The organism is Pseudomonas sp. D2002 (genome assembly GCF_013385735.1).
Taxonomy (GTDB): Bacteria; Pseudomonadota; Gammaproteobacteria; order Pseudomonadales; family Pseudomonadaceae; genus Aquipseudomonas.
The window spans coordinates 68636-86994 of the sequence record NZ_JACAPL010000012.1 but is presented as its reverse complement, the minus strand read 5'-3'; the positions used below and the strand labels follow the sequence as shown (position 1 = coordinate 86994).

At 60.8% G+C, this 18359-nt stretch carries 16 protein-coding genes and 1 pseudogene; 7 read left to right on the top strand and 10 right to left on the bottom strand.

Annotated elements, in window-relative coordinates; genetic code table 11:
• Nucleotides 1-22: 22 nt before the first annotated feature.
• The 6 genes from HX783_RS23025 to HX783_RS23000 form a co-directional block, all read right to left on the bottom strand.
• The gene (locus HX783_RS23025; RefSeq protein WP_177018356.1) at nucleotides 23-1762 is read right to left on the bottom strand and encodes a dipeptidase; all 1740 of its coding nucleotides are present in this window, start codon (nucleotides 1760-1762) and stop codon (nucleotides 23-25) included.
• A gap of 272 nt (nucleotides 1763-2034) precedes the next feature.
• Complete coding sequence (locus tag HX783_RS23020) at nucleotides 2035-3252, bottom strand: phospholipase D-like domain-containing protein (protein WP_177018391.1); 1218 nt, start codon at nucleotides 3250-3252, stop codon at nucleotides 2035-2037.
• Nucleotides 3253-3306: 54 nt separating this feature from the next.
• Nucleotides 3307-3954, bottom strand: a complete 648-nt coding sequence (locus HX783_RS23015; RefSeq protein ID WP_177018355.1) for a MotA/TolQ/ExbB proton channel family protein — start codon at nucleotides 3952-3954, stop codon at nucleotides 3307-3309.
• Between the two features lie 17 nt (nucleotides 3955-3971).
• Entirely contained in the window at nucleotides 3972-6254 is a 2283-nt protein-coding gene (locus HX783_RS23010) for a TonB-dependent receptor (protein ID WP_177018354.1), read from the bottom strand.
• A gap of 24 nt (nucleotides 6255-6278) precedes the next feature.
• Nucleotides 6279-7013 carry an energy transducer TonB gene (locus tag HX783_RS23005; protein ID WP_159955141.1) on the bottom strand — a complete coding sequence of 245 codons (735 nt, stop codon included), beginning with the start codon at nucleotides 7011-7013 and terminating at the stop codon, nucleotides 6279-6281.
• 2 nt (nucleotides 7014-7015) lie between these two features.
• Complete coding sequence (locus HX783_RS23000) at nucleotides 7016-7423, bottom strand: biopolymer transporter ExbD (protein ID WP_177018353.1); 408 nt, start codon at nucleotides 7421-7423, stop codon at nucleotides 7016-7018.
• A gap of 190 nt (nucleotides 7424-7613) precedes the next feature.
• Here HX783_RS23000 and HX783_RS22995 point away from each other — a divergent pair.
• Nucleotides 7614-7877: pseudogene (locus HX783_RS22995) on the top strand (GNAT family N-acetyltransferase); the annotation flags it as partial.
• Between the two features lie 20 nt (nucleotides 7878-7897).
• Nucleotides 7898-9472 carry an alkaline phosphatase D family protein gene (locus HX783_RS22990; protein ID WP_177018352.1) on the top strand — a complete coding sequence of 525 codons (1575 nt, stop codon included), beginning with the start codon at nucleotides 7898-7900 and terminating at the stop codon, nucleotides 9470-9472.
• 94 nt (nucleotides 9473-9566) lie between these two features.
• On the opposite strand, the gene HX783_RS22985 is transcribed toward HX783_RS22990, so the two are convergent.
• Nucleotides 9567-10193, bottom strand: coding sequence for an alanyl-tRNA editing protein (locus HX783_RS22985; RefSeq protein ID WP_177018351.1), 627 nt, complete (start codon nucleotides 10191-10193; stop codon nucleotides 9567-9569).
• 89 nt (nucleotides 10194-10282) lie between these two features.
• Here HX783_RS22985 and HX783_RS22980 point away from each other — a divergent pair, with 89 nt between their 5' ends.
• Nucleotides 10283-11215 carry a LysR family transcriptional regulator gene (locus tag HX783_RS22980; RefSeq protein ID WP_177018350.1) on the top strand — a complete coding sequence of 311 codons (933 nt, stop codon included), beginning with the start codon at nucleotides 10283-10285 and terminating at the stop codon, nucleotides 11213-11215.
• 129 nt (nucleotides 11216-11344) lie between these two features.
• On the opposite strand, the gene HX783_RS22975 is transcribed toward HX783_RS22980, so the two are convergent.
• Both HX783_RS22975 and HX783_RS22970 read right to left on the bottom strand, forming a co-directional pair.
• A complete protein-coding gene (locus HX783_RS22975) occupies nucleotides 11345-11752 on the bottom strand; it encodes a PA2817 family protein (RefSeq protein WP_010567536.1) in 408 nt (135 codons plus the stop codon).
• Between the two features lie 88 nt (nucleotides 11753-11840).
• Entirely contained in the window at nucleotides 11841-14288 is a 2448-nt protein-coding gene (locus tag HX783_RS22970; RefSeq protein WP_177018349.1) for an acyl-CoA dehydrogenase, read from the bottom strand.
• A 191-nt stretch (nucleotides 14289-14479) separates the two neighbouring features.
• Here HX783_RS22970 and HX783_RS22965 point away from each other — a divergent pair, with 191 nt between their 5' ends.
• The 4 genes from HX783_RS22965 (at nucleotide 14480) to HX783_RS22950 (ending at nucleotide 17656) form a co-directional block, all read left to right on the top strand.
• Nucleotides 14480-15139 carry a transglutaminase family protein gene (locus tag HX783_RS22965; protein WP_177018348.1) on the top strand — a complete coding sequence of 220 codons (660 nt, stop codon included), beginning with the start codon at nucleotides 14480-14482 and terminating at the stop codon, nucleotides 15137-15139.
• A 56-nt stretch (nucleotides 15140-15195) separates the two neighbouring features.
• On the top strand, nucleotides 15196-15813 hold the full coding sequence (locus HX783_RS22960; protein ID WP_177018347.1) for a glutathione S-transferase family protein: 618 nt from the start codon (nucleotides 15196-15198) through the stop codon (nucleotides 15811-15813).
• Between the two features lie 134 nt (nucleotides 15814-15947).
• The gene (locus tag HX783_RS22955) at nucleotides 15948-16880 is read left to right on the top strand and encodes an ABC transporter ATP-binding protein (RefSeq protein WP_159955150.1); all 933 of its coding nucleotides are present in this window, start codon (nucleotides 15948-15950) and stop codon (nucleotides 16878-16880) included.
• A complete protein-coding gene (locus HX783_RS22950) occupies nucleotides 16877-17656 on the top strand; it encodes an ABC transporter permease (protein ID WP_053255281.1) in 780 nt (259 codons plus the stop codon). The genes HX783_RS22955 and HX783_RS22950 overlap by 4 nt, the downstream gene beginning before the upstream one ends.
• 149 nt (nucleotides 17657-17805) lie before the next feature.
• Here the strand turns inward: HX783_RS22950 and HX783_RS22945 are convergent, their stop codons facing one another.
• A complete protein-coding gene (locus HX783_RS22945) occupies nucleotides 17806-18351 on the bottom strand; it encodes a TetR/AcrR family transcriptional regulator (protein ID WP_159955151.1) in 546 nt (181 codons plus the stop codon).
• Nucleotides 18352-18359: the final 8 nt, after the last annotated feature.

The window sequence follows — 18359 nt, the reverse complement described above, 5'->3', positions numbered from 1 at the left end:
ATTGCGGCGGGCTCAGAGGGCGTCAGAGCTTCGGTAGTTGCCCGACACGGCCGATCATTTCAGTCACGATCTGCAGGTCCAGCAGGAACTGGTCGACGGTCTTGAACTCACCGTCGGTGTGCCCGGTGTACTTCTCTTCCGGGCGCGCCAGGCCAAATTGCACGCCATTGGGCAGTTCATGCACGGACGTGGCGCCGGCGGAAGTACCGAACTTGTGTTCCATGCCCAGGTTTTCAGTGGCCACGGCCAGCAGAGCCTTCACCCATTCGCCTTCCGGGTTGCGGTACATCGGCGCGGCCACCGAGTAAGTGAAGCTCACGTTGACCTTGGATTTCTTGTCCCAGGCGCTGAGCTTGTCGGCGATTTGCCCCTTGAGTGTCTCCGGCGACTTGCCTTTCGGCACACGCAGGTTCACTGCCAGCTTGAAGGCTTTGGCATCCTGGCCGACAAAGGTCAGCGAGGTGGTCAGCGGCCCCATGAAGTCGTCGGCGAAGCCCACGCCCAGTTTGCCGCCCAGGTAATCCAGGCCCCAGTTATCGGCTGCATAACGCGCGGCGTCGGTGATGTGGTTGTGCTTGAGGGCGATTTTGCCGTCGACGCCGTGGATCAGCTCCAGCATGCGTGCCACCGGGTTGACACCGGATTGCGGCGCGGACGAGTGCGCGGACACGCCGGTGACGGTCAGCTTGACCTCTTTGCCGACGACCTTGGCATCGACAGCAAAGTCGCCGCCATTGGCCTTGACGTAATCTGCACCGGCTTTCTGCAGGCTGGCGGCCAGTTCCGCGGGCTTGTCGCTGACCAGGGTGGCCACCGACACCGAAGGAATCTGGTTGGTCGCCGCGCCACCGGTCATCGAGATGATTTCTGCGCCTTTTCCTTCACCTTTGCGCACCGGGAAGGTGGCCATGACGGTGCCGTAGCCTTTCTCGGCAATCACCACCGGGTAGCCGCCGTCCAGCGCCAGGTTGTATTGCGGCGTCGGGTTGTGTTCGAAGTAGTAAGGAATCGCGTCGCCGGAGGTTTCTTCGGTGGTGTCCACCAGCAGCTTGAAATTGCGCGCCAGCGGCAGCTTTTCTTCCTTGATCACCTTCATGGCATACATCGCCACCACGATGCCGTTTTTGTCATCCTCGGTGCCACGGCCGTACATGCGGTCGCCGATCAGCGTGACCTTGAACGGGTCGAGCTTGGTGCCGTCCTTGAGCACCCAGTTTTCCGGCGTCACCGGCACGACGTCGGCGTGGGCGTGGATACCGACCACTTCATCGCCGCTGCCTTCCAGGGAAATCTCGTAGACGCGGTTGTCGACGTTGCGGAAGTTCAGGTTAAAGGCCTCTGCCAGGCTCTGGATCTTGTCGGCGATCTTGAGGAATTCCGGGTTCTTGTACTGCGGCAGGCCGTCGACATTGAAGGTCGGGATCTCGACCAGCTCGCGCAGGGTTTCGAGGGCGGCCTTGCCGTATTTAACGCGGGTGTAAATACCCAGCAGGCGATTGATTTCGTTCTGCTGGTCGGCGGTCAGGGTTTTGTTGGCGAGAAAGGCGTCGATGGCCGGGCCGACGTCAGCGGTTTTGCCCAGGTCGCCCTTGGCCACGGTGCCGAGGAAACCACGGAAATCGGTGACCGACGTATCGCTGAAGCGCTTGATAATCGCTGTGCTTTGTTCGGCGCTGATGTTGGCGAAGGCTGGCGTGGCGAGGGTCGAGAGGCCGGCGGCGAACAGGCTGGCAGTCACCAGTTTTTTGAGTGGAAAGTGCATTGCTAGAGGCATTCCTTTGCAAAATGGGAGTGGGGAATTTCTGATCGAAATGTCAGAAACAATTTCACACACTACCATCACCAAGGAGCGGTAGGGGAGAGCTGGATGAAGGAAATGTCCGACTTAAATTTCCGAACTGTAGAGATTCAAATGTGGGAGCGGGCTTGCTCGCGAAGGCGGTGTGTCAGTCGAAGTAGGAGCTGACTGACACACCGCCTTCGCGAGCAAGCCCGCTCCCACAGGGTAAATAAGGTGATCTTTGAAGCGGGTTATCACGGCTTACCCGGATGCGGCTCCGGGTACTGCGTCGTTACATCCAGCGCCTTGGCATAGGGCCCATCCCACAACTGCTCATGCAGTTCTCCTACACGCTTGGCCATCGCCTCGCTGCGCATCACCACCTCCAGGTTACGCGAATTATCCAGATACCCGCCCAGCCAGTTGCTGGTGCCGACCCACGCCACTTGCCCGTCGATTTCCATCGTCTTGCTGTGAATCACCCGCGCGTAAGGGATAAACCCTTGCTTGGCCTCGGGCAACGTGACGATCCTGACCTCTACGTTGGGCAGCACGGCCAGGCTCTTGAGGTAGGGCAGTTCGAGCGCGTCAGTGTTCCAGTTGGACACCATCAGCTTGACCGACACCCCGCGCGCGGCGGCGGCGCGCACGGCGTTGTCGATCACCGCGTAGTACGGCCGGGTGCGGTCCGGCCCGTAGGACAGCGGTGCATAGTCCAGCAGTTGCACGCGGACTTCTTTCTTGGCCTCGCTCAGCAAACGTGGCAATTCCAACTGCGAATCGCCCACCCCCGGCGGGTTGTAGCGTTGCGGGCTGGCCACCAGGTAATTGCCGGTGCGTGCAGGCTCGGGGCCTGTCGCCGGCAATGGCACCGGTGTGTGTTCCGCCAGCGCCGCCTGGGCTTGCCAGTCTTGCTCGAAGATCGCCTGGACCTGGCCGACCACCGCCTTGTCCGTGATCCGCAGCCCGGTCTCGTGGATATGTTCCAGTGAGCGCCAGTCGAAATTCTGGCTGCCGATAAACGCCTGTTGGCCGTCCACCAGCAGGTATTTGGCGTGGATGATGCCGCCGCTCAGTTGCCCGTACGAGAGCACGCGCAAAGTCAGGTTGGGAATGGCGCGCAGGCGCTCCAAGGTGGAGGCTTGCGACAACTTGATGCCTTTTTCTTCCAGCAGAAAGCGAATCTTCACACCGCGTTTACCGGCCGCTTCCAGGTGTTCAATGACCGTGTCCATCACCGAGCCGGGATGGTCGGCCGCGTAGAACTGGCCGATATCGATGCGGCTTTTTGCACCGTCAAACAGCTCGATCCACACCGGCCCCGGCTGGCGCAAATCAGCCGTGCCCAAGGTGGTGTCCACCGGCACGGTGTGCACCAGTTCAAAGCCTGGAATTGAAAAGTCCGCCTGGGCCAGCGGACTGAGGAACAAGCCTGCAAGGCCTGCGATACGCAATTTCATCGAGAGGGACATAAACGTCTCACCGGGCAAAAAGTAGGGCGGGCGCATCACGCACCCGCCCGCAGGTCATGCAGTGCGGGTGTGCAGCGGGGTCGGCACCAGGTGCGGCACTTCACCTTGAACCCGTGCGCCGGTGGCGGCACGAATCAGCAGGATTTTCAGCTGATCGTTGATGCGCTCCAGGCTGTCCTGGAAGAAGTTGTGGAACACCACGCAGAACAGCGCGATGGCGATCCCCAGGCCGGTTGCAAACAAGGCCGTCCCGATACCACCGGAAATCTGCCCTGGGTCGGACACGCCGGCACTGGCCAGGGCCTTGAAGGTGTCGATGATGCCGAGGATGGTGCCGAGCAAACCCAGGAGCGGCGCGGCGGTGGTGATGGTTTCGATGATCCACAGGCTGCGCGACAGTGGCGCGCGAGTCTTCAGGTATTGGGTTTCGATTTCATCGTCCAGGTCCTTGCGCGAACCGTGGGAAGCCTTTTGCGACAGGATCGGCAGCACCATGTTCAGCGGCAGGCTGTCACGGCGGGTCAGGCTCTCGGGCAAATCGCGCTCGCTGTGCACGTTGGCGCCCAGCACCTCGGTCAACGCGCGGGCCTGGCGGCGCACGTAGGCAAAGTAAATGCCCCGCTCGATGGTGATGAAAATCGCAATCGCCATGGCGGCGTACATGACATAAAAGGTGATGTCGTGAAGCAGGTTCATGTCCATGATCTATAGCCTCGCAGTTAGAAATTCGCTTCCAGGGAAACCGTAACGGTACGGTCCAGGCCCACGATGTAAGCCGGGTCGCCATCGCGGAAACCGCTGTAGCTCGCCGAGTTGGTCTTGGTGGTGTACACGCCGTCCAGGTACTTCTTGTCGAACAGGTTGTCGACGTTCAGGCGCAGGGTTGCGTCCTTGACGACTTTTTTGTCCACGGGCAGGTAGATACCGGCGCCGAGGTTGAAAATCGTGCGCGCGGAAATCGCTTCATCGTTGGTCAGGTCGCCGTAGAGCTTGCTGGTGAACTTGCCGCCGAAGGTGCCGTAGAAACGCCCGTCGTCGTAACCGATGTTGGCCGCCAGCATGTTGGTGGGCACGTTGGCGAACTGCTTGCCGCTGGTGGGCAATACGATGGGCTTGCCCGCGCTGAAGACGGTCAAGTCGTCCTGTTGCTTGGAGCTGGTGTAGGTGTAGGAGGTGTAGTAGTTGAAGTGGTGGGGCAGTTGGCCGCTCCACTCCAGTTCCAAACCTTTGTTGATGACAGTGCCGGCGTTGATGTCGGCCGAATCACCGTTGCTGTCCAGCGAGGTGAGCTGGCGATTCTTGAACTGCATGTAGAACAGGGTGGCGGCGAGGGTGGTGTCTTCGCCGGTGTAGCGCCAGCCCAGTTCCTGGTTCCAGCTGAGTTCAGGCTTGGAGTCGAGCGAGCCGACGCCTTTGTCGTACAGCACGTAGTTCTGTGGAATACGCATGTTGCGCGACAGGCTGTAGAACAACTGGTCACGCTCGTCGATCTGGTACTTCAGGCCGGCGTTGGGCAGCAACTTGTTGTAGGTCTGGTTGGCTTTGCCCGGTTGCTCGGTGAGGCTGCCGTGGTTGGTGCCTTCACGCTCGACATTCATGTAGGCAAGGCCGGCGATCAGCGTCCAGTCCGAGTTGATGTACCAGGTGTCCTGGGTCCAGACTTTTTGCGCCGGGGTTACGGTGTAGCGGTCGCGACCTTGTACGGTGTTGCCGTTGGCGTCGACCACGGAGCTGCCGTCCGGCCAGGTGTCGCTTGGCTTGCCGCTGTTCTTGAGGGCAATGAACGGCTGGGTCTGGCTTTGGCGGGCGCGTTCGTACCAGTAGCCGAATTGCAGGCTGTGGTCGCCCAGGTCCCAGTTCAGCTTGGTGGTGATGCCCGGGCGCCAGGTCTGGGTGCGCGAAGGGCGGTAATAAACGCCGGTGGTGGCAGAACCGTCGGCGTTGTATTGGGCCTGCGTCGGCAGGTTGCCGAGGTCGAACACGCCGCCCTTGTTCGAGCCACTGTTCAGCGCATAGGCCGAGGAGCCCACGCCGCTGCCGTTGCCGTAGTAGTAATACGGGATCACCGAGAGGGACAGGTTATCGCGCAGCTTGTACTGGGTGTTGAGCACGGCGGTGAAGGTCTGGAACGGGTTCTGCGCCAGGTCGTAGTAGCTGCTGACTTTGCCGTTGGCGCCCAGCGCCGGTTTCGCCGGGTACGGGTCGTACTTGCGCCCGTACTGCTGGAACTGGGCCTTGGTCAGTTGGCTGTAACTGTTGTTGTCCTGCTCGTGGTACTTGAGGATCAGGTTGGCGGTGTTGCCGTTGCCGGCATCGAAGAAGCTGTTCCACTCCACCTTGTCCGCCCGCACGGCACCCGAGCCACGCCACATCTGGCCTTCGGTGTGGGACGCCGACAGCCAGTTGCTCAGGCCGTTGACTTCACCGGTGTTGAGGCGGGCAAAGGTCTTGCGGGTGGCATTGCTGCCGACCACTTGTTTGACGAAGGCACCGGTTTCCTTGGTCGGGCGAATCGTCACGATGCCGATGTTGCCGCCGCTGGAACCGATGTGCGGGCCGTCCGCTTCAGAAGAACCCTGGGTGACGAAGATCTGGTCGATGTTTTCCGGGTCGCCCAGCAGGTTCGAATACAGCGCGTAGTTGCCGGAGTCGTTGATCGGCATGCCGTCGACCGACATACCGACCTGGTCGGAGTTCATCCCGCGCATGGTGAAGCGGAAACCCGAGAGGCCGGTGTTGTCCTCGCTGGAGATGTTCAAGCCCGGCGTGTACTTGAGCTTGTCGATGGCGTTGCCGGTGGCGGTCTGTTTGTCCAACGCTTCCTTGGTGATGGTCGAGCGGCCCTTGGCGCTCTCTTCCTGGACCATGTAACCGCCCCCCGCGGTTGCCTTGCCCTGTACACCGATCGTGCCGACGTCACTGTCGCTGGAATCTGCCATGACCACTCCATGGGTCATGCTCGTCGCGGCAACGAGTGCCAGATGAATACGGGTGAACCTCATCACTGTCGTCCTGGTGTCGGGTGCTTATTGCACGCTGTAGTTGAAGGTGGCGGTGAAGCGTTGCTCGTTACGTCCACCGAAGGCTTGTTCGGGGAACGGCTTGACCTGCTTGATGCGGCGCAGGCTATTGGTAGCGGCCCGATTGAGCAGCATGCTCGGCGCCGGGGTCTGGATCCCGGAATCGAGGACGCGGCCTTGGCGGTCCACCATCAACCAGACCACCACCTCGCCACTCGGGCGTTCGAGGGACGCCTGGCGCCCGGTGGGGTATTGCTTGTAGGTGTCCAGCTCGTTGCGCAGGCCTTTGAGGTAACCGCCTTCCAGCGCCTGGCCGTCGACCTTGGGCGGCGCAGGTGGGGCGGGCGGCGCAGGTGGCGCAACGACGGCGGCCTGTACCGGCTTGGCGGCCACCGCAGGGGCTGGCGTGGGCGTCGGTGTCGGCTTGGCGGCCACGACGGGCTTGGGTTTGGGCACCGGCTTGGGCTTGGGTTCAGGTTTTGGCAGTGGCTTTGGTGGCGGCGGCGGTGGGGCCGGTTCGGCCTCTTCGTCCTCGATTACCGGTGGCGGCGGTTCCTGCTCCACCACCGGCTCAGGAATCACTTCAGGCTCAGGCTCGACCAGTGCCAACTCGACCGCCGATTCGTCGTACACCGGCTCGACCTTCAATGTCTGTGACTGGATGCCCATTGCAATCAGCACCAGGGCGATCAGGGCCGGGACACTGCCCAGCAGCTGACGCGCACGAAACAAGGCATACATGATCAGGACTTACGCGTAGCGATGGACACGGAGGTAAAGCCACCCAGGCGCAGGGTGTCCATGACCTCCACCAGGCGCGAAACTTCCACGCCTTTGTCACTGTTGACGATGATGGTGGACTTGGTATCGGGCTTTTCGGCGGCCTTCAGCGTCGGCACCAACGCGTCGACCGTGAGGTCCTTGCCATCGAGCTGCAGCTGACCTTCAAGGCCCAGCGTCAGGATGAATTTATTCTGCGGTTTGAGTTGCTGCGAACTGCTGGCGCTGGGCAATTGGGTCTTCATGCCGAGTGCCGGAATCACGTTCAGACTCACCAGTACGAAAAACACCAGGAGGAACATCATCACGTCGATCATCGGGATCAACTCGATGTGCGCCTTGCGTTTCTTGGGTTCATCCCAGGTTCTCATTCTGTTACCCCGTTATTGAATTAGGGGCGACACGCTAACAACCAAAAATGACCGAATGGTTAACTTTAATTTACGTTTTAAAGGCTCTAGGACGCGTCTTACAGTGAATTCGCCTTGCAGTTTTATGACGTAATGCAATTGACATGATGGCCCTACATTCTTGAAGAATTTATCTCGAGAGCCTGCTCGTATGCCCACTGCATTGCCGCATTTATCCACTTCGCGACTCCTATTGCGCGCGCTGCAAATGGAACAGGCCGAGGCGCTTTATTTGCTCGTCAACGGGCCGAAAATTGCTGACAACACGGCCAATATTCCGTCGCCCTATACCTTGCAGACCGCCCAGGACTTTATTGCCGGGATCGCCGAAAAATACGCTGCCGGTGAGGTGCTGAACCTCGGGATGCATGTGCGAGCAACCGGCGAGCTGATCGGCATGGTCAGCTCGCGTCTGGGCGACTGGGAGCGTGCGTTGTGAGTGGCGCAGTGGACCCTGATCGGCGCCGCGTACTCGCCGGGCTGGCGGTTGCCACCGCGTTTTCGATCCTCAGCCCGTTTGCGCGCAGCGCCGGTGTGGACTACCCGTTCACCCTCGGCGTGGCCTCCGGCGACCCGTTGCCGGACGGCTTTGTGATTTGGACGCGCCTGGCGCCGCTGTTCAATGCCGCGGACGGGCGCGGCGGGTTGAGCCGCGCCGTGCCGGTGCGTTGGCGCGTGGCCAGTGATGCGGCGATGACGCGTATCGTCCAGCAGGGCGAGGTCATGGCGACTGAGCGGTTTGCCCATTCGGTGCATGTCGAGGTTGTGGGGTTGCAGGCGGGCAGGCCGTATTGGTATCAGTTCGACGGCCTCGGCGCACAAAGCCCGGTGGGCCAGGCACGTACCGCGCCGCCGCTGCACGCCATGGCTGCGGCCAGCGTGGGGTTTGTCTCCTGCTCGCATTGGGAACGCGGTTATTTCAGCGCGTATCGCCACCTGGCGGCGGAGCAACCCGACCTGGTGTTTTTCCTCGGTGACTACATCTACGACAGTTCCTACGCGCCTGACTCGGGCAAGATCATCCGCCCGCACGGCAGCGGCAACGCGGTGAGCCTGAGTGACTACCGCAACCGCTACGCGCTGTATAAAACCGACCCGGACCTGCAAGCCTTGCATGCGGCAGCACCCAGCGTGGCCACCTGGGATGACCATGAAGTGCAGAATGACTACGCCAACCGCTGGTCCCAGGACCCGAAGATTGCGGTTGAACAGTTTTTAAGGCAACGGGCGGCGGCGTACCAGGCGTTTTACGAACATATGCCACTGCGCGCCAGCAGTGTGCCGAAAGGCCCGGACATGCGCATTTACCGGCGCCTGGATTATGGCCGGCTGGCGCGTTTTCATGTGCTGGATGGCCGCCAGTACCGCTCCGAGCAACCGTGTATCCAGGCCAACGGCAGTCACCAGGGGCATATTGCGGCAAACACCTGCAAGGACTTGCGCGACCCTGGCCGCACGATGCTTGGCTGGCAACAGGAAGCCTGGCTCGACCAGGGTTTTGCCCAGTCGCAGGCGCAGTGGAATGTAATCGCTCAGGACTTGCTGGTGGCGCCGCTGATCCAGCGTGACCTGACCAACCACAAGGTCGGGCATTGGACCGATGGCTGGGACGGCTACATGGCCAATCGTGGTCGAATGCTGGCGTCCATCGAGCGCCACAGGCTCAAGAATCCGGTGTTCTGGGGCGGCGATATCCATTCGTTCTGGACCACCGACCTGCACGCCGATGGCAACAACCCGGACTCGCCCATCGTCGCCACCGAATTTGTCGGCAGCTCGGTGACCTCCGATGGTCCGCCGTTTGAGGCGTTCAGCCAGATCTTGCCGCTCAACCCGCATGTGAAGTTCTTCGACAGTCGTCAGCGGGGGTATGTGTCGGTGCAGCTTGAGGCGTCGAAGATGCTGACGAACTTTCGGGTGATTACGGATCCACGTGACCCGGCGGCGACGGTGTCGACGCTCAAGTCGTTTGTGGTGGAATCGGGGAGGGCGGGGGCGATTGCGGTTTGATGCACTGCTGGGGAGTGTGCAGGTTTGATGTGGCAGGCGGGCTAGCCGCAGCGAAGATCCCTTGTGTGGCATCACCAGCGAGCCCGCTGTGCTGTCAGTCGAGGCTGTAACGCACCGAGAGCGCACCCTTTTTCTCCGACAGGGCCAGAATCGTCACGTGGCCCAGTTCGCTCAAGGCTTGCACATGGGTGCCGCCACACGCGTAGGCGGGCAATTCGCCGAAGCCGACTTTGCGCGTGCCATCTTCCAGGGTCATATGGCGCGCATGGTCCTCGGCGATCCATTGGTTGATCCGCGTTTGAATTGCCTCGGCATCAATGGCTTGCGCCGCGTGCCCACGGGTAAAGGTGATTTTGCATTCGCCCGGCCAGTGGTGGGCCTTGATCGGCATCCAGCCCAGGCTTTCCCCGGCATTGCCAATCAGATGCCCGGCCGAATGCAGGCGCGTGTACAAGGCGCGGCGCTGTTCATCGACCCGCGCAATGATCGGGCCGGGCTCTACGGGCCGGTCGACATAGTGCACCACGCGGTCGGCTTCCTGAATGACGCGCAGCACCTGGCTGTCGCCCAGCCAGCCGGTGTCGAAGGGTTGCCCGCCGCCCTGCGGATGAAAAATCGTCGACTGCAGCGTGACGGCAAACTGCTCCTCGTGCGGCGTACAGCTCAGCACTTCAAGCTCGGCGGTCAGGTGGTCGTGGGTAAAAAACAGGCGTTCGGTCATCATCTACATCCGCATCAGGGTTCTACGGGCAGTATAAATAGTGCGCGAATGGGTGATAATCCGCTCAATTATCAATGGACCTGTGCGTCATGAGCATCAATCTTCCCTTGCCGCTGCTGGGCGAGATGGCGATCTTCGTCAAAGTGGTGGAAACCGGCAGTTTCTCTGAAGCGGCGCGACAACTCAGCGTTTCGCCTTCGGCGGTGAGCCGCAGCATCTCGCGCCTCGAAAAGGCCCTGGCCACGCGGTTGCTGCAACGCACCACGCGAAAATTGCGCCTCAGCGAAGGCGGTGAAGAGGTGTTCAAGCGTTGCCAGGAGATGGTCAATGCGGCGCGTTCGGTGATGGAAATCAGTGGCCAGTTCACTCACGAAGCCGAAGGCCTGGTGCGGGTCAGCGTGCCCAAGGCCGTAGGGCGATTTGTGGTGCACCCGCATATGCCGGAATTTCTGCGGCGTTACCCCAAGGTGGATGTGCAGTTGATCCTTGAAGACCGGCATGTGGACCTGATCGATGACAATGTCGACCTGAGTATTCGCATCACCGACAGCCCGCCACCGGGGCTGGTGGGGCGACAATTGCTGCCCATTGAACACTTGCTCTGTGCGACGCCGCAGTACCTGGCCGAGCATGGCACGCCTGGCCATCCACATGATTTGCTGGCGCACAGCTGCATCTATCTCGGTGAAACCCCAGGCGATTCGCGCTGGAAATTCCGCCAGGGCGGCAAGGCCGTAACGGTTGGCGTGCGCGGGCGCTATGCGGCGAACCACACCGGCGTGCGCTTGGATGCGGTGTTGCAGCATGTGGGCATTGGCAGCTTGCCGTATTTCACGGCGCGGCATGCGTTGGAGGCGGGGAGTGTGGTGCAGGTGTTGCCCGAGTGGGACTTTATTGCGTCGTACCACGGCGAGGCATGGTTGCTGCATTCACCGACGCGATATCTGCCGCCGAAGTTGCGAGTGTTTATTGATTATTTGGTGGAGTGTATGGCGCGCGAGCCTACCCTGCGCCGTCGATAGCTGCGCGGTAAAAACTGTGGGAGCGGGCTTGCTCGCGAATGCGGTGTGTCAGTCGCCAAAAATGTTGACTGATCCACCGTATTCGCGAGCAAGCCCGCTCCCACATTTAGTTCTGTTGTGGCCTGCTGATCAGTGCTTGCTCTGATCCTGCGGCATGGCCAGCAGCTGTTTTTCCTGGTTCCAGTCGAACGGTTCGTCGTTCTGTTCGGCTTCGAAGCGACGTTCTTCCAGGGCCTGGTACAGATCCAGTTCTTCATCCGGCATGAAGTGCAGGCAGTCACCGCCGAAGAACCACAGCAGGTCGCGCGGCACCAGGTGGGCGATTTGCGGGTAGCGCAGGATGACCTGGCTCATCAGGTCCTGGCCCAGGTACTGGCTTTCAATCGGGTCGATGGGCAGCAGGGCGCGCAATTCGTCGAAACGCTCCAGGAACAGGGTGTGGCTTTCCTCGGGCACCTGTTCGGCTTCGCCGACGGCAACCAGGATGCTGCGCAAGTGGTCGAGCAAGACGAGATGATCGGCAACGACGTTGGACACGAGATAAGTCCTCAAAGCAAAACGGGCGCGAGAGTATATAGCTCACGCGCCCGTATTTATATGACCTTCGCTGTATGGGTATGAGCGGTTAGCGGACTTTACCCTCAGCCTGGGTCAGCTCTTCCTTGCTGAAATCATCCACGTCGATCACCTTGCGGCGTGCCGCTTCAGCGTCCCGCAAGGTTTGCGCTTCGGCCGGTTGCAGCACCCCGGCGTGCAGTGCGGCGTCGATGGCATGTTCGCCGGCAGACGGCTTGACCTGGCCGCTTTTCAGCGCCGCATGCAGTTTTTTCTGCAGCGGATGGCTGGCGCCCAGCAGGTCGTAGGCATGCTGCAGGGCGCCGACCGGATCCTCCGCCGATTGCGGGCGGTAGCAGCCCGCCAGCAGTTCTTCGAGGGTCGGGTCGCCTTTGGCGCGGCCGATCACTGCGGCCACTTCGGCATCCAGTGCGTCGGACGGCCCGGTATGGCGACGCCCGAACGGGAACACGATCACCCGCAGCAGGCAACCGAGCACCTTGTTCGGGAAGTTGCTCAGCAGCTCATCCAGCGCGCGTTCGGACTCGCCGAGGCTTTCTTCCATGGCCCAGGCGAACAGCGGCTCCAGGTGGTCCGGCGAATCCAGGTCGTGATAACGCTTGAGTGCGGCCGAGGCCAGGTACATGTGGCTCAGCACGTCACCGAGGCGCGCCGACAGGCGTTCGCGGCGTTTCAATTCGCCACCCAGCAGCATCATGCTCAGGTCAGCGAGCAGGGCGAACGCAGCGGCCTGACGGTTCAGTGCACGGAAGTAACCTTGGCTCAGGCGGTTGCCCGGGGCTTTTTCAAAGTGGCCCACGCCCAGGTTCAGCACCAGGGTGCTGGCGGCGTTGCTCACGGCGAAACCGATGTGTTGCATCAGCAGGCCGTCGAACTCCTTCAGCGCCTGGTCACGGTCTTCACGACCGGCCAGGGCCATTTCCTTGAGCACGAACGGATGGCAGCGAATCGCGCCCTGGCCAAAGATCATCAGGTTGCGCGACAGAATGTTCGCGCCTTCCACGGTGATAAAGATCGGCGCGCCCTGCCAGTTACGGCCCAGGTAGTTGTTCGGGCCCATGATAATGCCCTTGCCACCGTGCACGTCCATGGCGTGGCTGATGCACTCGCGGCCACGCTCGGTGAGGTGGTACTTGAGGATCGCCGACAGCACCGAGGGTTTTTCCCCCAGGTCCACGGCGTTGGCGGTGAGCATGCGCGCGCTGTCCATCAGCCAGGCGTTGCCGCCGATACGCGCCAGGGCTTCCTGAATGCCTTCGAAGGCCGACAGCGGCACATTGAACTGCTCACGCACCTGGGCGTACTGGCCGGTCACCAGGCTGGTGAACTTGGCCGCGCCGGTGCCGACCGCAGGCAGCGAAATCGAGCGGCCTACCGACAGGCAATTCATCAGCATCATCCAGCCCTTGCCGAGCATTTCCTGGCCACCGATGAGGAACTCCAGGGGGATGAACACATCTTTGCCGGAGTTGGGACCGTTCATGAACGCGGCGCCCAGTGGCAAGTGGCGGCGACCGATTTCCACGCCTGGGGTATCGGTCGGGATCAGCGCCAGGCTGATGCCCAAGTCTTCTTTATCGCCCAGCAAGTGGTCCGGGTCATGCGCCTTGAAGGCCAAACCGAGCAAGGTCGCGACCGGGCCGAGGGTGATGTAGCGTTTTTCCCAGTTCAGGCGCAGGCCAAGGGTTTCCTTGCCTTCCCATTCACCTTTGCAGATCACGCCGGTGTCAGGCATGGCGCCCGCGTCCGAGCCGGCCAGCGGGCCGGTCAGGGCAAAACACGGAATGTCATCGCCACGCGCCAGGCGCGGCAGGTAGTGGTTGCGTTGTTCGTCGGTGCCGTAATGCAGCAGCAGCTCGGCCGGGCCGAGGGAGTTGGGGACCATCACGGTAGAAGCCAGGTCGCCGCTGCGGGTCGCGAGTTTCATCGCGACTTGGGAGTGGGCATAGGCGGAAAAGCCCTTGCCGCCATATTCCTTCGGAATGATCAGGGCAAAGAAGCCGTGAGTCTTGATGTGTTCCCAGGCAGCGGGCGGCAGGTCCATGGCCTGGCCGATTTCCCAGTCGCTGACCATCGCACAGAGTTCTTCGGTGGGGCCGTCGATAAACGCCTGTTCTTCTTCGGTCAGTTGCGCCTTGGGGTAGGCCAGCAATTTGTCCCAATCAGGGCGACCGCTGAACAGTTCGCCATCCCACCACACGGTGCCGGCATCAATCGCGTCGCGCTCGGTCTCGGACATCGGCGGCAGGACTTTCTGGAACCAGCTGAACAGCGGCTTGGTGAAGTATTGGCGGCGCAGGTCGGGCAGCAGCAAGGGCAGGGCCACGGCCGCGATCAACACCCAGAAGATCAGCAGCAGCCAACCCGGTGCGTGGCTCCAGGCGCCCATCGCCAGCAGGTAAACGGCGACCACGCCCAAGGCGGGCAGGGGCGCGGTGCGGCGGTGTGCCAGGTAGGCAATGCCGACCACCAGAACCAGTATCCACAACAACAGCATATTCAATCCTCCGTGAAACCAGGGGCGAAACCACCATGGAGCTTAGTCGGCATCCGAAAAAGCGCGGTGATCAGGGTGTAACGAGTTGTACAGCGGGCGCCGATCACCAGGCGCCGACATTTGGCCGAATCGTCGTTATCGCAAGGGTAGACCTGTGGTTAGACTCAAGCCTTCCTTCGGAGATAACGCGCATGGATACGTACCTGAATCCCAGCCGCTTCATCGATAGTGACCACCCTGCGGTGGTGGAGTTCGCTGAAAAACATCGCGGTCCCAGCGCGGGTTTGCGTGACCAGGCAGTCAGTCTTTATTACGCCGTGCGTGAGTCGATTCGCTACAACCCCTACACCTTCAGCCGCGACCCAGGCACCTTGAACGCCAGCTTCGCCTTGGCGGTCGGTGAGAGTTACTGCGTGCCCAAGGCCACCTTACTCGCCGCCTGCGCCCGCCACTGCGGGATCCCGGCGCGCATCGGCCTCGCGGACGTGCGCAATCATCTGTCGACGCCGCGCCTGATCGCCTTGCTCAAAAGCGATGTGTTCGCCATGCACGGCTATACCGAGTTGTACTTGAACGGCCGTTGGGTCAAGGCCACCCCGGCGTTCAACAGCCAACTGTGCGAAGTGTTCGATGTGCCGCCATTGGCGTTCGATGGCATTCACGACAGCGTGTTTCACACGTTTAATCGCCAGGGCCAGCGTTCGATGGAGTATGTGTTGGACCACGGGCAGTTTTCCGACGTGCCCGAAGCGTTTTTCTTCGCGCATATTCAGCAGTGTTACCCGCACCTGTTCGCCGAAGATATGCCGCAACAGTTGGGCGATAGGCAGACCGATTTAAGCCGCGCGTGAACCGGCGTATGCTGCTGCGTTCATCAAGCCATGTTCACCAACAATAAGGCGCGGTCATGCTGAAAATCTGGGGTCGTAAAAATTCATCAAACGTCAGGAAAGCACTGTGGTGCGCCGAGGAACTCGGCCTGGACTATGAGGCAATTGATGCGGGCGGGGCTTTTGGTGTGGTCGACACCCCGCAATATCGAGCGTTGAACCCCAATGGCCGGGTGCCGATGATCGAAGATGGCGACTTTGTGCTGTGGGAATCCAACACCATCGTGCGCTACCTCTGCGCCAAGCAGGCGTCGAGCTGGTACCCGAGCGACCTGCAAGCGCGGGCGAATGCCGAGAAGTGGATGGATTGGACCACCTCAACCCTCGCCGAACCGTTCAAGGCGGTGTTCTGGGGCATCCTGCGCACCCCGGCGGAAAAACAGAACTGGGACAGCATCAACGCCGGGCGCCAAGCCTGTATCGATGCACTGAGCACCGTGGACAAAGCCCTGGCCGAGCAACCTTACCTGTCCGGCAACGAAATCGGCATGGGCGATATCCCTTTGGGCAGCTTTATCTACGCCTGGTTTGAAATGCCCATCGAACGCCCTTCGATGCCCCATCTAGAGGCCTGGTATCAACGCTTGCAACAGCGGCCGGCGTACCGCAAAGCGGTGATGACCGCGTTGACTTAATACCCACTATTAATACGGGTGACTGTACTTGTGCGGCGCGGGCAAGCACCATGCCTGTCATGCGCCGCCGTTGAACTACCTGGGCTGCGCCCTCATCTATTCTTTCTATTCCCTTCTTTGGTGCGTATTCCGATATGAGTTCCGCTCTGTCCATCCGGCAGCTAACCAAAACCTACGGCAACGGTTTCCAGGCCCTGAGTGGTATCGATCTGGACGTTGCCGAAGGTGACTTCTTCGCCTTGCTCGGCCCCAACGGTGCCGGCAAATCCACCACCATCGGTATCCTTTCCACTCTGGTCAACAAGACCAGCGGTTCGGTGAATATCTTTGGCCATGACCTGGATAAATCCCCGGCGGCGCTCAAGCGCTCCATCGGCGTGGTGCCCCAGGAATTCAACTTCAACCAGTTCGAAAAAACCTTCGACATCGTCGTCACCCAGGCGGGCTACTACGGCATCCCGGCGAAAATCGCCAAGGAACGCGCCGAGCAGTACCTGACCCAATTGGGCCTGTGGGACAAGCGTGACGTGCCGTCGCGCTCACTCTCCGGTGGCATGAAGCGCCGCCTGATGATCGCCCGCGCCCTGGTGCACGAACCGCGTCTGCTGATCCTCGATGAGCCGACCGCAGGTGTGGACATCGAACTGCGTCGCTCGATGTGGACCTTCCTCACCGAGCTGAACGAGAAGGGCATCACCATCATCCTCACCACCCATTACCTGGAAGAGGCTGAGCAGCTGTGCCGCAACATCGGCATCATCGACCACGGCACCATCGTCGAGAACACCAGCATGCGTAACCTGCTGGGCCAGCTGCATGTGGAAACCTTCCTGCTCGACCTGAAAAACAACCTGACGGTGGCGCCGCAATTGCTCGGCTACCCAAGCCGGCTGGTCGATGGCCACACCCTGGAAGTCCAGGTGGACAAGGCCATGGGCATTACCGCGTTGTTCACTCAATTGGCAGCCCAGAACATCGAAGTGCTGAGCCTGCGCAACAAAACCAATCGCCTTGAGGAGTTGTTCGTGTCCCTGGTGGAGAAAAATCTGGCGAAGGTGGCGGTATGAGCTCCGAACTGCAACCCAACATTGTCGCGCTGCAAACCATCGTCTACCGCGAAGTGAAGCGCTTTACCCGGATCTGGCCGCAGACCCTGCTGCCGCCGGCGATCACCATGGTCCTGTACTTCGTGATTTTCGGTAACCTGATCGGTCGCCAGATCGGCGACATGGGTGGTTTCACCTACATGGAGTACATCGTGCCGGGCCTGATCATGATGTCGGTGATCACCAACTCCTACGGCAACGTGGTCTCCAGCTTCTTCGGCAGCAAGTTCCAGCGCTCCATTGAAGAGCTGATGGTCTCGCCGGTGTCGCCACACACGATTCTGATCGGCTACACCTTGGGCGGTGTGCTGCGCGGCTTGATGGTCGGCGTGATCGTGACCTTGCTGTCGCTGTTCTTCACCCACCTGCAAGTGCATCACCTTGGGGTCACCCTTCTGGTGGTGGTGCTGACGGCGACGATCTTCTCGCTGCTGGGCTTTATCAACGCCGTGTTTGCACGCAATTTCGATGATATTTCGATCATCCCGACTTTCGTGCTGACGCCACTGACTTACCTGGGCGGGGTGTTCTACTCCATCACCTTGCTGCCGCCGTTCTGGCAAACCGTGTCGCTGGCCAACCCGGTGCTGCACATGGTCAATGCGTTCCGCTACGGCATTTTGGGTGTGTCGGATATCAAGATCAGCGTGGCGATCACCTTTATGTTGGTGGCGACCGTGGTGCTGTATGTAGGGTGCGCGCGGTTGCTGGTGAGTGGGCGTGGGATGCGAACGTAAGCGTCGATTACACAGGGTAAAAAATGTGGGAGCGGGCTTGCTCGCGAATGCGGTGAATCAGTCAATACATCGTGTGACTGATCCCCTGCATTCGCGAGCAAGTCGAATCGTCGCACCGCCGCTCCCACATTTGGTTTTGTGTTTGGCCTTTATCCCTGCAGTGCCAGTTCGATCAATTCATGCAGCTCTTCAACCGGCAACGGCGCACTGGAAAACAAACTGCGATACACCGTCGGCGCGGCAATCAGATTCAGCAGTCGGTCCAGACTCGGCAGCACATCTGCGCCGCCCTGATAACGGTCGAGAATAACCTGCATCTGGCCCATCAGAATGTTGCTGCAATAGTCCCTGGGATGGCTGCACTGCACGTCGCGCATCATGTTGCGGCCCAGCTCGGAACTCATTTCATCCAGATACTGTTCGCCCCACGCGCGCAAGTCGCCGCGCAGGCTGCCGGTGTTGGCGGGCTCGCTGTCGGGGCGCAGGCGTTCCAGCGCCACGTCGGCGAGCAGCGCGGAAAGGTCGCCCCAGCGTCGGTAGATGGTCGACGGCGTAACGCCCGCGCGCGCAGCAATCATTGGCACAGTTACGCTGGAACGCTCATGGGCTTCCAGCAATTCGCGCGCTGCGTTATGCACTGATTCTTGAACCCGGGCACTGCGGCCCCCCGGGCGAAGGCCTTCTTTAATCGCCATGGATAAAA

Coding starts and splice junctions, on each gene's coding strand:
- HX783_RS23025 (WP_177018356.1), bottom strand. CDS start 1,762: ATGCACTTTCCACTCAAAAAACTGGTGACTGCCAGCCTGTTCGCCGCC.
- HX783_RS23020 (WP_177018391.1), bottom strand. CDS start 3,252: ATGTCCCTCTCGATGAAATTGCGTATCGCAGGCCTTGCAGGCTTGTTC.
- HX783_RS23015 (WP_177018355.1), bottom strand. CDS start 3,954: ATGGACATGAACCTGCTTCACGACATCACCTTTTATGTCATGTACGCC.
- HX783_RS23010 (WP_177018354.1), bottom strand. CDS start 6,254: ATGAGGTTCACCCGTATTCATCTGGCACTCGTTGCCGCGACGAGCATG.
- HX783_RS23005 (WP_159955141.1), bottom strand. CDS start 7,013: ATGTATGCCTTGTTTCGTGCGCGTCAGCTGCTGGGCAGTGTCCCGGCC.
- HX783_RS23000 (WP_177018353.1), bottom strand. CDS start 7,423: ATGAGAACCTGGGATGAACCCAAGAAACGCAAGGCGCACATCGAGTTG.
- HX783_RS22985 (WP_177018351.1), bottom strand. CDS start 10,193: ATGACCGAACGCCTGTTTTTTACCCACGACCACCTGACCGCCGAGCTT.
- HX783_RS22980 (WP_177018350.1), top strand. CDS start 10,283: ATGAGCATCAATCTTCCCTTGCCGCTGCTGGGCGAGATGGCGATCTTC.
- HX783_RS22970 (WP_177018349.1), bottom strand. CDS start 14,288: ATGCTGTTGTTGTGGATACTGGTTCTGGTGGTCGGCATTGCCTACCTG.
- HX783_RS22965 (WP_177018348.1), top strand. CDS start 14,480: ATGGATACGTACCTGAATCCCAGCCGCTTCATCGATAGTGACCACCCT.
- HX783_RS22960 (WP_177018347.1), top strand. CDS start 15,196: ATGCTGAAAATCTGGGGTCGTAAAAATTCATCAAACGTCAGGAAAGCA.
- HX783_RS22955 (WP_159955150.1), top strand. CDS start 15,948: ATGAGTTCCGCTCTGTCCATCCGGCAGCTAACCAAAACCTACGGCAAC.
- HX783_RS22950 (WP_053255281.1), top strand. CDS start 16,877: ATGAGCTCCGAACTGCAACCCAACATTGTCGCGCTGCAAACCATCGTC.
- HX783_RS22945 (WP_159955151.1), bottom strand. CDS start 18,351: ATGGCGATTAAAGAAGGCCTTCGCCCGGGGGGCCGCAGTGCCCGGGTT.